The sequence below is a fragment of the Dakarella massiliensis genome (genome assembly GCF_001182045.1).
GTDB classification, from domain to species: domain Bacteria; phylum Pseudomonadota; class Gammaproteobacteria; order Burkholderiales; family Burkholderiaceae_F; genus Mesosutterella; species Mesosutterella massiliensis.
This window is the reverse complement of record NZ_CVTY01000004.1, coordinates 66,577-79,437: the sequence shown is the minus strand read 5'-3', so window position 1 is coordinate 79,437 and position 12,861 is coordinate 66,577. Positions and strand designations below refer to the sequence as shown.

Sequence of the window (12,861 nt, the reverse complement as noted above, 5' to 3'; positions counted from 1 at the left end):
TAACCCGTATTATAGCCTCAATTGTGCTCCAAAGTTCTCGTATTTTCCCATTTAAAACGCTTAATATCAAGTGAAAAAGCGAGATTTACGAAAAAAACCGTATTCTCCGCGCCGCCATTCTGTAACTAGTTATCATCCACTACATCCGGATTATTCATACCCCTTCAGGTTTATAGGGTATCCACTTAATACTTACGGCGTTGTTTTACCATCGGGAAATGATGATTCCCACTTTCTGAGACCATCTGAAACGTCTCCGGATGCTCAGGGCATAATTAGAAGACTGCAGGAGAACCGGCTCAGTCAGGCCGGCAGAGTCATAACTTAGGATCTCGTAGCATGCCCATTCCCACATTCAGACCGAGAAAAAAAGGAGAAAAGCTTCCCCCGCTTAAGGAGAGACTTGCCCGGATCGGCCTAGTAAACGACTGGGACTATGTGCTTCATCTTCCGCTGAGGTACGAGGATGAGACCGCGATCACGCCGATCGCGGATCTGGTATCGGGGTCCCCTGCCCAGATTGAAGGCGTTGTGATTGACGAGCGGGTGACTCCCCGGTCGCTCACCGCTGTCGTTGAGGATGATACCGGTGTGCTTCAGGTGCGTCTCATCCACTTTTTCCCCTCTCAGGCTCAGCAGCTGAGGGTCGGAGCCCGGGTAAGGCTTTACGGTGAACCGCGTTCCGGTTGGAACCAGACACTCGAGATGGTGCATCCGAGAATCAAGCGCGCGGTTGAACGGACTGACGATCTCCCGACAACGCTCACCCCGGTTTATCCCGCGGGAGAAGGTATCACGCAGCCCTGGCTCCGGAAGCGGATCGCACGGGCATTACTGGATGTTGATCTCTCCGATCTTCTTCCGGAATCCATCCGGACAAAGCTCCGGCTGCCGCCGCTCCGCGACGCGCTTCAGTATCTGCATCATCCGCCGCGCGGCGCGACACTTGCGGATCTTGACACCCACTCCTGCCCAGCCTGGCAGCGTCTGAAGCTCGATGAGCTTCTTGCGCAGCAGATCACACTCCGGCATTCGCGCGTTCTTCGCGGGAAATCGGTAGCTCCGGTTCTTGCGGAGCCCAAGTCCGGCCGGATTACTTCCGATCTGATCCGCAGTCTTCCCTTCCGCCTGACCGGAGCCCAGTCCCGGGTCTGGAAGGAGGTTGGGGCTGATCTCGCCCTCCCTCATCCGATGAACCGTCTGGTTCAGGGCGATGTCGGCTCAGGTAAGACCGTGATTGCGGCGCTAGCCGCCTGCCGCGCGATTGAGTGCGGCTATCAGGCGGCGATCATGGCACCCACCGAGATTCTCGCGGAACAGCACTTCCGGGGCATTTCTCAGTGGCTTGAGCCGCTTGGAATCCGGATCGCCTTCCTCACAGGACACCAGAAAGCCTCCGAGCGGCGCGCCATGCTGGAAGACATCGCGAGCGGCCGCGCGCAGCTGGCTGTTGGAACGCATGCTCTTATTCAGGATGCGGTGAGCTTCCATAAGCTTGGTCTCGCAATTATCGATGAGCAGCACCGGTTTGGCGTTTCGCAGCGTCTGGCGCTCCGTACCGCTGCAGCCGACGGCCTTACGCCTCACCTTCTGATGCTCTCCGCCACTCCTATTCCGCGAACTCTCGCCATGAGTTACCTCGCGGACTTTGATGTCTCGGTTATCGATGAACTCCCGCCTGGGCGTCAGCCGGTATCAACACGCATCATGCCGATTTCAAGGAAGCCAGAACTGATTCAAGGTATCGGGCGTGAGGTCTCCCGCGGCCACCAGGCTTATTGGGTATGCCCTCTGATTGAAGAGAATGAAGAGCTGGAGCTGACAGCCGCCAAGGAAACCTTTGAAGAAATCAAGTCTGCCCTGCCCGGCGTAACGGTAGGCCTTGTGCATGGGGAACTGCCTCAGCAGGAGAAAGATGCCGTCATGCAGGCCTTCAAGGCAGGAGAGATTTCACTCCTCGTCGCAACGACAGTGATTGAGGTTGGGGTCGACGTACCGAACGCCTCCACCATGGTGATTGAGCACGCCGAGCGATTCGGGCTTGCGCAGCTCCACCAGCTTCGCGGACGTATCGGCCGAGGCTCGCTTAAAAGCTGGTGCATTCTTCTCTATGGAGAGCCGCTTTCCGAAAACGGAAGGGCGAGGCTTCAGGTCATCCGTAATACAACGGACGGTTTTGAAATCGCGCGTAAGGATCTTGAGCTTCGGGGACCGGGTGAATTCCTGGGAGCCCGCCAGAGCGGCGTGCCGATGCTTCGGTTCGCGAGCCTCGAGGAGGATGGCGAACTGCTCGATATGGCACGCGAACTCGGAGACGAATGGCTGAAGAACGACCCCGAGACCGCACTGCGTCACGCGAAACGCTGGTTCGCGGGCCGCGAGGGGTTCCTTGAGGCCTGAGCGTTGAAATCAGTGGCCGTGCCCGTAATCGCGCGGCCCGAAAATCGCACTTCCGACTCTGACCATCATGCTCCCGCACTGGATGGCGCTTTCAATATCGCTGCTCATTCCCATGGAAAGCGTGTCAAGACCGAGGCCAGCCGCGTTGGCTTCATCAAAAAGCTTCTTCATGGCGCGGAACGGCACCTTCTGCTTCTCGGGATCCTCTTCCGGGGTCGGAATCACCATAAAACCGCGAAGCTTCAGGTTGGGAAGCGCGGCAACATCGCGCGCGAACTGCAGCGCCTCTTCGGGCTTTACTCCGCTCTTCGTTTCTTCTCCGTCCACATTCACTTCGATCAGAACGTTAAGCGGGGGCATCCCCTCGGGACGCTGGGATGAGAGTCTCTCGGCGATCTTCATCCGGTTCACGCTTTGCACCCAGCTGAAGTGTTCCGCCACCGGACGCGTTTTATTGGACTGGAGCGGTCCGATAAAGTGCCACTCAAGCGGCAGCTCCGGATGATTCGAGCGGAACCAGTCCACCTTGTCGCAGCCCTCCTGGGCATAGTTTTCACCAAGAGAAAAGAGTCCTAGCTGAGCCGCTGCGAGCGCCGCCTCAGCGGGAAACGTCTTGCTCACCGCCAGAAGCTTCACCTCTTCGGGCTTCCTTCCCGCCTCTAGGCACGCTTTTTCGATCCGACTTCGAACTTCCGCCACTCTTTCTTCAATCCCAGGCTTCAGCACTGACATAGTGACTTCCCTGCCCTCCATTCAGTCACGGAAAACTCTGTCTGCATGGGGCTTCCGCAGGGATTAGCCTGAAGGGGCGACAAGCCGCCTCATCTGAAATCCATTTGCGGAAGAAAAATTTCCCGTAAGATTTACTCGTTTAAATTCAATCAGCTGTCGCAATAAAAAAGCTTTGCTGCTGATTTAATAAAGATACCGCAAGGGTTATTACCTAAAACAGATTCACTTTTGCAGCTATTTCAGGTTCATAGAATAACCTTCGCTCCAGGTCTTACCATCATTAAACCCAGTGTCCCTGTATTTTAGCGGACGCCCCAACGCATTACTCGTTCAAAACAGAAAATGACCATCAGAAAAAAAATCGTATTGACAGCCGCGGCTGCTGCCGTTCTTTCTCTCTCGGGTCCCGCTTTCGCAGGCGGCTTCCAGCTTAACGAGCAGTCGATTACGGGTCTGGGCCGCGCTTTCGCTGGCGAAGGCATCATGGGGGACGACCTCTCGGCTACCTGGTATAACCCCGCCGGCATGACGCTGCTCTCCGGCACTCAGGTCCAACTCGGCGGTGTGGCAAATGCCATGGACATGTCCTATAAGGGCACTGATGGTTCTACGGAAAACGGCCGTAAGCGCATTTCCCCGATTCTTCACCAGATGGTGACCCACCAGTTCAATGACAAGATCTGGGGCGGGCTTGCCATCGTGATGCCTTTCGGCCTCGCTGACTCCTATAACCAGAACTGGGAAGGCGCTGAACGCGGCTACGATGCCAAGCTTCTCACGATCAACATCAACCCGTCCGTGACCTGGAAGATCAACGACAAGTTCTCGGTCGGCGCTGGATTCTCGGCTCAGTACATTGACGCCACGGTGTCCATGAAGCGTAACCTCCTCGGCCAGAACGTGTACTCGCGTCTTGACGCGGATGACTGGGGCTACGGCTGGAATATCGGCGGCATGTGGTCCGCCACCGATAACTTCCGCATGGGTTTCGGCTACCGCTCCGCCATCACGCATAAGGCACACGGCACGGTGAAGCTCTCGACGGATGCCGCTGGCCAGAAGGCCATTGTTGCCGCCGCTCAGAACGCCAAACTGAATCCCGGCAGTACTCAGGCTGCGGGCATGATCGCGGCCATGCGGCAGGCGAATCTGTCGTTCGCTGACGTCATGGGCATCGCCCAGTCGGGCGCAATGACGCTGAATGGCGGCGCCCAGATGGACGCTCCCGCGAACGCGAACCTTACGTTTGTCTGGAAGTACTCCCCGAAGATGAGACTCTCGGGCTCCATCCGCTGGACCGACTGGAGCAGCTTCGATAACCTGATTATCAATGCGGGCGGACTCCCCCACAGCCAGACTGACGTGCCGATGAAGTGGCGCGACTCCTGGTTCTTCTCCCTCGGCTACGACCTCGATATCACGCCGAAGTGGACGATCCGCGGCGGTGTTGCCTATGACCGCTCCCCGATCGCGAATCCCCGTTACCGTACGGCTCTGATTCCGGACGCAAACCGCATCTGGGCGACGCTTGGCGCGACCTACCGCATGAACGAGCACTGGCAGTTCGATATCGCCGCGACTCACATCCACGGTATCGGCGAACGTAATCTCTACGCCTCCCAGGACGCGAACTCCCAGAAGATCGGCCGCTTTGACAAGCTGAACTGCTACATGGTCGGCGCGGGCGTCGTTTACCGCTTCTGATCCGCAGATTCAGGGGCCGCCTCTTCCGCGGCCTCCATCTGAAAAAAGAGAGGCCTCATGGTTCAAGCCATGAGGCCTCTCTGCTTCCTCAGTAAAATACGCGCACTATGGAAAAAATTCTCCTTCACAGCTGCTGCGCCCCGTGCTCAGGCGCGATCCTTGAGTGGATGATGGCAAACGGTTACGAACCGACTGTCTATTACTACAATCCGAATATTTTTCCGGAAAAAGAGTATCTGATCCGGAAAAACGAAATCACCGAATACGCGAAAAAACTTGGCGTACCGATTATCGACGGTGACTGGAATCACGACTTCTGGCGCGAAAAAGTGAAGGGGCTCGAAGATGAGCCGGAACGCGGCGCCCGGTGCCTGCAGTGCTTCCGCGTGCGGCTGTACCAGACAGCGAAGGTCGCTTCCGAAATGGGTTTCTCCCGCTTCACAACCACGCTCGCCTCAAGCCGCTGGAAGCGCCTTGATCAGGTAGCGGAGGCCGGGAACTGGGCCGCATCCCAGTTCCCCGGGGTTGAATACTGGGATCGCAACTGGAGAAAAGGCGGTCTGCAGGATCGCCGGGGCGCTCTGATCCGCGAGAATCACTTCTATAACCAGCTCTACTGCGGCTGCGAATTCTCGATGCGGGGACTTGCGGAACGCATGGCCCGCCAGAGCGAACAGGCGAAAAAGGACGAAGAAGCAGCGCGGGAAAAGATCGACGCCGTTCTTCAGTCCGTCAGAAAATCCGCCTGAATTACGGTGCCGGAACGTGCGGCACGAATGACCAGGGATCGGCAAAGTAGGCGGCAACACCGAAGCCGATAAAGACGAGCGCCGCCACAATGTGAACCGTACGGACCGGAATGTATTTCGCGAACCGGTCACCGATGAAGACAACGGGAGCGTCCGCCAAAAGCATACCGACCGTGGTTCCCATCATCACTGGAATGACGGTGCCGACCTTCGCCGCAATCGCAATGGTCGCGAGCTGGGTCTTGTCTCCCATTTCAGCGAGGAAGAAGAGGATCAGCGTCGCTGTAAAAACGCCGTACTTCTTCCAGCGGCTGTGTTCCGCGTCGCTGTCATCCTTATCGGGGATCATCATCCAGATGCCCATGCCGATGAAGGACACAATCAGCACCCAGCGCAGAATTTCCGGCGTGAGCCACGCGTTGATCCAGTAGCCGAGCATGGCGGCGAGCCAATGATTCAGGAGTGTCGCACAGAGAATACCGAGCACGATCGGGATAGGTTTTCTGTAGTGAGCGGCCAGAGCCAGAGCAAGCAGCTGGGTCTTGTCACCAATTTCAGAGAGCGTGATTGCGCCCATGCTGAGCAGTATTGTTTGAAGCATGATTCTGGGGTCGGGAGATTGAAGGATCCCCGTAGATCCTGAGCCGGTCCTGACAGACAGAAACCCTGCAGGCGGCAGAGACCGGCGTCTCATCCCACGCACCCAGCAGAGTCTCTGGTCTTGCCGGTTCAGTCTTGATATCTGAATCCTGCGCCATGGCTTCTGGAGCCAAGTGTGTTGACGCAGGTCGCTGCCTTGCCGCTCTTAGTGGCGGTCCAGGGTCTGCAGCGCGGCTACTCCCCAAAGTAGGAAAGGGATTGTACCGGAAAATAACACTCCCGGAAAAAAACGGATTTTTTCCATCACTTCCTCTCTCACCCTATTGGACTCACCGCCCTCACGACTTACAATAGGGAGCGTTTTGTACTCAGAACCGGAGCGGGTCACAGGATTCTCCCCGGGTTTTTTCTTTGGACTATTAAGAAACATGACTGAAGTTCGCACCCGCATTGCACCGAGCCCTACCGGCATGATGCATCTCGGCACCGCCCGTACGGCTATCTACTGCTGGGCTGTCGCCCGCCACTTTGGCGGCAAATTCCTTCTTCGTATTGAAGATACCGATCAGGAACGCTCCACCCCGGAAGCGACCCAGGTGATTCTGGACTCGATGAAGTGGCTGAACCTCGACTACGACAACCAGGGCGCTGTGGTTTATCAGATGCAGCGTCTGGACCGCTACAAGGAAGTGGCGGATTCGCTTCTCGAGAAGGGCCTTGCCTATTGGGATTACTGCACGAAGGAAGAGCTTGACGCGATGCGTGAAGCCCAGAAGCTCCGCGGTGAAAAGCCCCGTTATGACGGCCGCTGGAGACCCGAACGCGCCGCTGAGCTCGGCCTTGTGAAGCCTGAAGGCGTGAAGCCAGTTCTCCGCTTCCGCAATCCGGATGACGGCGATGTGACCTGGGAAGACGCTGTGTACGGTCCGATCACCGTGTCAAACACTGAGCTTGATGACCTCGTCATCATGCGCTCCGACGGTATCCCGACCTACAACTTCGCGGTCGTGGTGGATGATATTGATATGAAGATGACGCACGTGATCCGCGGCGCTGACCATATCAACAACACGCCCCGCCAGATCAATCTGTACCGCGCTCTCGGCGTAGAGCCTCCGATCTTCGGCCACCTGCCGCTGATCAACGGACCGGACGGCAAGAAGCTGTCGAAACGTCACGGCTCCGTCGCTGTGACGGAGTACAAGAAGGCCGGCTATCTGCCTGAAGCGATCTTCAACTACCTCGCCCGTCTTGGCTGGGGCCACGGCAACATGGAGAAATTCACCCGCGAGGAACTCGCGAAGGTGTTCGTGCTCTCCGACTGCTCTCGCGCCGCTGCCCGCATGGACTTCAAGAAGCTTGCCTGGCTGAACGGTCAGTACATGAAGGAAGCGGACGACAGCCGCCTCGCCGATCTCGTGAAGGACCGTATCGTTGCCCGCGGCGGCGATCTCTCGAAGGCGGATCTCGTGAAGGTCTGCGCGCTCCTCAAGAGCCGCGCCCAGACGCTCGAGGAACTGGCTGACGACGCCATGGTGTTCTATGGCCCCTACACTCCGGTCGCTGAAGACATCGCAAAGTCGCTTGAAAATGGAGGCCGTGAAGCCGCAAGCCTCGCTCTGAAGAAGCTTGAAGCGCTCCCTGAGTGGAAGGCCGCAGATATTTATGCCGTGCTGAAGTCCGTCTGCGATGAGCAGGGGGTGAAGTTCGGCGTGATCGCGACCCCGATCCGCGTGATTGCCACTGCCGCCAAGAAGGTTCCGCAGATCGATCAGACGCTCGAAATCATCGGCCGTGACGCTGTAATCTCCCGTCTCCGCGAAAACCTCGCCTAAATATGGGAGGAAAAACCGCAGTTGGGATGTAAAACTTGCTTTTCTGAGATTCTTTCGGTATAGTTTTACTCCTCAACTGATGAGTTTTCTGAACTTGTCGGGATCGTTAAGTCCCTATCGTCTAGAGGCCTAGGACATAACCCTCTCACGGTTAGAACCAGGGTTCGAATCCCTGTGGGGACGCCATAAATTCAATGAATTCAGGCCTTGTGAGGCAGGCTCCACTTCGTGGACTACATACAGGACTACATGAAACAGTTCACTGGACCTGATTTGGCGCCGGGAAACTCCGGCATAAAATAAAAAGTAGATTGAATTCTCGCTCAATCTACTTGAACCCTGAACTCCCGTGACATAGTTCTATATTGACTTAAACGTCATGGGAGGTTTAGGCAGGTTTAAAAGCTCAAGCATGTCTTGGGCTTTTTTCGTCAGAGGCTCCACAACCCATGTAGCTCTCGTTGGTGCCCTCACCGCTCTGATCCTCTTCAATGCGGCCAGTAACTTTTCCACCGAGTTATCGGGGAGTTTTAATTCCTGAGTTTCTCTTTTTTTAGCCTGCACTGTTATAGCCATCCTCAGAGACTGAGCGATTATGTGTACCATCAATTTGCCCATGTAAGAGGTTTGGGTTGCCTGCAGTCGGTCTCCTCCGTTAAGGACTTTAAACTGTCGGAAAGCCACCTCAACGATATTCCTGCGCCTGTAAATTCTTAGAGCCTCGATCGGATCTTCGAGCCAGTCGCTGCGGATAACAAAGCAGCCGGCAGTGCGTTCCCAGAGTCTGAGAGCCTCGAGGTTTTTCTCCCATATTTTCCTTTCCTTGCCGTCTTGCTCTTCTTTGCACTCAGTTATGAAGCGGGCAGCGAAGTTCCAGTCATCTCGATCTACGACTTTTCCATCGCGTTTTTTATCTAAGACCTTATCTATTTTCTTTAGTAGCTGCTTCTGCTGAGAGAGCGCAATTTCCGGGAACCGATACAGATGCACGAAGCAGTCACGATTTACTGAGCCGGCCTCTGTGTTTTGCTTCCAGTCTTCTTTTATGGTTCGGCAATAAACTTCATACTCACTGTTGTAAAAAGCGAGGTCGCAAAGTGCTTCACGGAACTTTGTAAATTTATCTTTTAAACCCTTTTCCACGATAGGAACGCCGGCGACGAAGCTGACATCGGTATTAAAAAGATTCTGAAGATTCATTAGGGAAGAGTAACCCCGGTCGGTCACCAGGACTGTCTCGTCAAGATCAAAGCCGTAGCTTTTCATCTGAGCCAGGATGGATTTGTAGACCGACTTATCGGTTATCGAGCCTTCGTCTTCTCTGGCATAGCAGACGTCTCCGTTCAAGAAATCCACGGCAAGCGTAAGGTTTATCTGTTTGAGTTCAGGATTCTGTTTGGCGTGCCCGTAAGCCGCATCCTCGATTGTCATAGAGAAGGTACTTATTGCCGTGGAGTCCAGCGCCATATACATCTTTTGCAGAGTTGAAGGCGGCATGGCCGAGCCCTGCTTCTGAGCCTTTTGTTTTATTTCCTCAAGCCATTTCTGATAATTCTGCTTGGATCGGTCAAATCGTAAACGGAAATAATTAACCATGTCCTCATGGTCGACTTGAGCAAGCAGTTCGCTGATGCGCTGAGAGCTTAAAGGAGCGCTTACAGGAAGCCAGTTGTCGGGAAGCCAGTCTTCATAGCCGTTCATGGCGCCCCCGTCTAAGAGCTGATAGACGGCCAAAGCCAGAAGGCCGGTTCCTAATTGTTTTCCGAACGCCGCCTGCAGGTTTTGCAGAATTCGGTTCTTGGAGGCGAACTGCCAAAGGGCCCAGGTGGCAGCGTAAGAAAGGTTGTTTGAAGCCCATGACTGCTCGCGCTGTTGAACTTCTTCTGCAGCATCCTGCTCGGATCTTTCAACGAGGGTACGATTTTCAAAGTAAAGCGTCTTGCCTTCATACTCAGGATGATTGGATAAGTACTTTTTGCCCAGTCTAAGTCTTCCGGTTGCTTCATTGAGCGTGCCGACATAAATCCTTTTGGCAATTCTTGACTGTTTCTTCACCGGATCCCACTCATTTCTATAGCCATAAACATAGGTGGAATCTCCTTTTCTGAAGGTGGAGAAACGGAAATGGTTGTCTGGTAGAGTTCTTGGTCGAGCCATAATAGTCTTTATCAATATTTATAGACTATAATACCAAGAATTACCCTTAATGTCAATCTCAACTATTTAAATTTACTAGGAATTTTTTCCAGAATGAAAAAATCCCGGAGCTATGTTCCGGGAGTTTGGGCTTTCCGTAATCAAGAATTCCCGATATCGCTCACTGAGAAAATCACGATTCGGCTGAAATTTCTCAGGCATCTGAAGGCTTTGATGATTAAGCTGTGCCAAGAATTCCGCGGCAGCGCTCCCTTCCTCAACAGAACGCAGGAGTTCGCCGGAAAACTCACACTTCATGTCAGGTGAGATGCCTAAAAGGTTCTTATCGAACGCCCTGTGCATCGTCACGCTGAGCGCAATGCCGTTGCTAGGCTGCAGACGCATCTCGGAGGAGTCTTTCCACGGCTTAATATGGGCTGCCTCCACTAAGCCTCTCTCCGAGAGCCCCGTTATCGCGCACTTCCATCCGTAGGATGAAAGAACCGCATTTCTGAACATATCCTGGTGCAGACGCGTCTTTGATAGATAGAACCGCTCCGTCTTCGCCATCGGATCAGGAACCTTGATTCCATTAAAACCGGGGACATAGGCATCCTCAGAAATTCCTCTCTCATCTCCAATCTGCTCCGCAGCGTCAAAAAGCCGCGTCAGATCCGCTGTCTGGGGATCATCTCCGATGTAACGATGCCACACAGCCTCATCGATTTTGCTGCCGTGACTCATGCCCGAGACACCTTTCTTCGCATGTTTCGGATCAAGCCTCATCAAATTGCTGAGTTTCAGTGCAACCGCATTTGGAGTTCTATCAATCTGCTGAGCGAGTTTGATCACATAAGGATTGCCATGCGTGTACTGACCCGACGACATCTGAACGTAGAGCACTAAGGCCAGGGTTACCTCATCCTCTGTTCAATTACGCCTGGCAGACTGTTCTATAGAGAATGATTGCATAGGATGAGCCAATAGAAGACAGAAGAGAGATCGAACACCGATTCGATTATCGGCTAAGTTTGTTCATTATGCTGCACCACTTAGCGACTTTCTGCACCATATGGTCCAGATGTAGATCATCCATAATATAATAACTTTTTTAATAACTATATGAATACAAATAAAGGCCGCTTTTCAGCAGCCTTTATTTTTTCCCTCCAGCGCTTCAATCTGATATCAGATCAAAGCCACCGGATTCGAATAACTGATATTACTCAGCCTTCGGGGAAGCAACCTCAGCGGCAGCCTTCTTCTCGGCCTTCACAGCCTTCTTGGCAGCCTTCTTCGGGGCCTTCTTAGCAGCCTTCTTGGCGGCCTTCTTCGGGGCAGCCTTCACAGCCTTCTTGGCAGCGGCCGGAGCGGCAGCCGGGGCAGAGGCGGTGGCGGCAGCGGTGGAAGCAGCCGGAGCGGCAACGTCAGCAGCCTGGGCGGAAACGGCGAAGGTGCCGAAAGCGATCATGGAAGCAGCGAGAGCGATGTTCTTGATAGACATTTGAAAAAGTCCTTTAGTTGAATTTTTTAGGGCGATAAGCACACAGCTTTAATTAGGTGATGCCGCAGTGCTTGCCGCGAGATCGAATAGTATCCCGCAAGCGCTATTCTCGGGGGTAGGACAAGTACTACCGGGGGATCATATAAACACGTGATCCCCCGTCATAACCCTTATAAAATAGGGATAAAAACGATCTAGAGGCTGGGTTTATACCAATAAGGTATGTTCTTATAAAGAATATTTTTAATAACGATAAATTTCTACTGTAGAAGTCCCATCCAGAATGGGATCGTGGCGAGAGCCGCAATTGTTTGAACTGTCGTCAAATCCGCTACTGCCGGACCATTGCCACCCATTCTGACCGCGAGGATATAGCAGGAATTTGCTGTCGGCAGCGCTGTGAACGAAAGGAGTGCCCCCATCTCGACCGGAGTCAGATGAAAGTACAGACCAACGGTGAATGAAACAGCAGGAACCGCAATCAGGCGTTCCACGGTAGCGAGAGAAATCAGTTTCCCATACTTTCTGAAATCCTCAAGCCTGAGTCCTGAACCAATCGCCATCAGAGCGAGGGCGAGAGAGGCGGATCCCAGACTTTTGAATACCGAAGTAACAAGCGCGGGCATCTGAAGCCCGGTCACATTGAAGAACAGCCCGGCAAGGGTCGCAATAATGAGGGGATTCGTAAAGATCGACTTCAGTATTCCCTTGATTCCGGATCCTTCAGACTGAGACGCTGCTGCGAGATCCGCTACGGCTACCGCATTGGAAATCGGCACCCAGACGCCTACCAGCAAAGCAAAAAGCGCCATGCCGGTGTTTCCATACAGCGCCAGAACCACTGCGAAGCCAATATAGGAGTTGAATCGATAACCGCACTGACGGATGCTGGCGTCAGTCAGACGATCAGCCGGAGCAAGCTTTGACACGATCCAGGCGAGCACCATGCCGGCCGCCATCGATCCCACACCGCAGGCAAGATAGAGACTCGTCTGGGACACCGTCAGCTCTGCCCGTGCGACGCTATTAAAGAGCAGCGGAGGAAAAAGGACGTAGTAGACGAGTTTCTCCACTCCCTCCCAAAGTGACCGGGGAAACATCCTCAGTCTTGAGAGCAGAAAACCGAGCGCTATAAGGATGAAGGGCTGAATAATGACTGAGAAGAAATGCATGGTTCGAAGCCCCCTGCCCCTTAAGCAAA

At 54.1% G+C, this 12,861-nt stretch carries 10 protein-coding genes, 1 tRNA gene and 1 riboswitch; of the genes, 5 read left to right on the top strand and 6 right to left on the bottom strand.

Translation table 11 applies throughout. The features are described 5' to 3' along the window. Positions 1-339: 339 nt before the first annotated feature. The gene (gene recG, locus BN1936_RS00535; RefSeq protein ID WP_049686396.1) at positions 340-2,400 is read left to right on the top strand and encodes an ATP-dependent DNA helicase RecG; all 2,061 of its coding nucleotides are present in this window, start codon (positions 340-342) and stop codon (positions 2,398-2,400) included. Between the two features lie 9 nt (positions 2,401-2,409). Here recG and BN1936_RS00530 read toward each other — a convergent pair whose 3' ends face one another. Further along, positions 2,410-3,132 carry a YggS family pyridoxal phosphate-dependent enzyme gene (locus BN1936_RS00530; RefSeq protein ID WP_022444645.1) on the bottom strand — a complete coding sequence of 241 codons (723 nt, stop codon included), beginning with the start codon at positions 3,130-3,132 and terminating at the stop codon, positions 2,410-2,412. A 342-nt stretch (positions 3,133-3,474) separates the two neighbouring features. On the opposite strand from BN1936_RS00530, the gene BN1936_RS00525 reads away from it, so the two are divergent. Further along, complete coding sequence (locus BN1936_RS00525; RefSeq protein ID WP_022444646.1) at positions 3,475-4,836, top strand: OmpP1/FadL family transporter; 1,362 nt, start codon at positions 3,475-3,477, stop codon at positions 4,834-4,836. A 107-nt stretch (positions 4,837-4,943) separates the two neighbouring features. Then, entirely contained in the window at positions 4,944-5,585 is a 642-nt protein-coding gene (locus BN1936_RS00520) for an epoxyqueuosine reductase QueH (protein WP_022444647.1), read from the top strand. 1 nt (position 5,586) lies between these two features. Here BN1936_RS00520 and BN1936_RS00515 read toward each other — a convergent pair whose 3' ends face one another. Beyond that, the gene (locus tag BN1936_RS00515; protein ID WP_049686395.1) at positions 5,587-6,186 is read right to left on the bottom strand and encodes a TMEM165/GDT1 family protein; all 600 of its coding nucleotides are present in this window, start codon (positions 6,184-6,186) and stop codon (positions 5,587-5,589) included. A 56-nt stretch (positions 6,187-6,242) separates the two neighbouring features. After that, positions 6,243-6,440, bottom strand: a riboswitch (yybP-ykoY riboswitch). A 173-nt stretch (positions 6,441-6,613) separates the two neighbouring features. On the opposite strand from BN1936_RS00515, the gene gltX reads away from it, so the two are divergent. Both gltX and BN1936_RS00505 read left to right on the top strand, forming a co-directional pair. Next, a complete protein-coding gene (gene gltX, locus BN1936_RS00510; protein WP_022444649.1) occupies positions 6,614-8,020 on the top strand; it encodes a glutamate--tRNA ligase in 1,407 nt (468 codons plus the stop codon). Between the two features lie 110 nt (positions 8,021-8,130). After that, positions 8,131-8,206: transfer RNA gene (locus BN1936_RS00505), tRNA-Glu, on the top strand. 174 nt (positions 8,207-8,380) lie between these two features. Here the strand turns inward: BN1936_RS00505 and BN1936_RS00500 are convergent. The 4 genes from BN1936_RS00500 to BN1936_RS00485 all read right to left on the bottom strand — a co-directional run bounded on the left by BN1936_RS00500 (position 8,381) and on the right by BN1936_RS00485 (position 12,832). Further along, a complete protein-coding gene (locus BN1936_RS00500) occupies positions 8,381-10,177 on the bottom strand; it encodes an IS1634 family transposase (protein WP_148521168.1) in 1,797 nt (598 codons plus the stop codon). A 75-nt stretch (positions 10,178-10,252) separates the two neighbouring features. After that, the gene (locus BN1936_RS00495) at positions 10,253-11,008 is read right to left on the bottom strand and encodes an HNH endonuclease (protein ID WP_148521167.1); all 756 of its coding nucleotides are present in this window, start codon (positions 11,006-11,008) and stop codon (positions 10,253-10,255) included. A 370-nt stretch (positions 11,009-11,378) separates the two neighbouring features. Further along, on the bottom strand, positions 11,379-11,660 hold the full coding sequence (locus BN1936_RS00490) for a hypothetical protein (RefSeq protein WP_022443298.1): 282 nt from the start codon (positions 11,658-11,660) through the stop codon (positions 11,379-11,381). A gap of 260 nt (positions 11,661-11,920) precedes the next feature. Beyond that, positions 11,921-12,832, bottom strand: a complete 912-nt coding sequence (locus BN1936_RS00485; RefSeq protein ID WP_022443299.1) for an AEC family transporter — start codon at positions 12,830-12,832, stop codon at positions 11,921-11,923. Positions 12,833-12,861 lie beyond the last annotated feature (29 nt).

Excerpts from the sequence above, each read along its gene's own strand:
- BN1936_RS00490 (WP_022443298.1), bottom strand. The coding sequence starts at position 11,660 with ATGTCTATCAAGAACATCGCTCTCGCTGCTTCCATGATCGCTTTCGGC.
- BN1936_RS00520 (WP_022444647.1), top strand. The coding sequence starts at position 4,944 with ATGGAAAAAATTCTCCTTCACAGCTGCTGCGCCCCGTGCTCAGGCGCG.
- BN1936_RS00530 (WP_022444645.1), bottom strand. The coding sequence starts at position 3,132 with ATGTCAGTGCTGAAGCCTGGGATTGAAGAAAGAGTGGCGGAAGTTCGA.
- recG (WP_049686396.1), top strand. The coding sequence starts at position 340 with ATGCCCATTCCCACATTCAGACCGAGAAAAAAAGGAGAAAAGCTTCCC.
- BN1936_RS00500 (WP_148521168.1), bottom strand. The coding sequence starts at position 10,177 with ATGGCTCGACCAAGAACTCTACCAGACAACCATTTCCGTTTCTCCACC.
- BN1936_RS00515 (WP_049686395.1), bottom strand. The coding sequence starts at position 6,186 with ATGCTTCAAACAATACTGCTCAGCATGGGCGCAATCACGCTCTCTGAA.
- BN1936_RS00485 (WP_022443299.1), bottom strand. The coding sequence starts at position 12,832 with ATGCATTTCTTCTCAGTCATTATTCAGCCCTTCATCCTTATAGCGCTC.
- gltX (WP_022444649.1), top strand. The coding sequence starts at position 6,614 with ATGACTGAAGTTCGCACCCGCATTGCACCGAGCCCTACCGGCATGATG.
- BN1936_RS00525 (WP_022444646.1), top strand. The coding sequence starts at position 3,475 with ATGACCATCAGAAAAAAAATCGTATTGACAGCCGCGGCTGCTGCCGTT.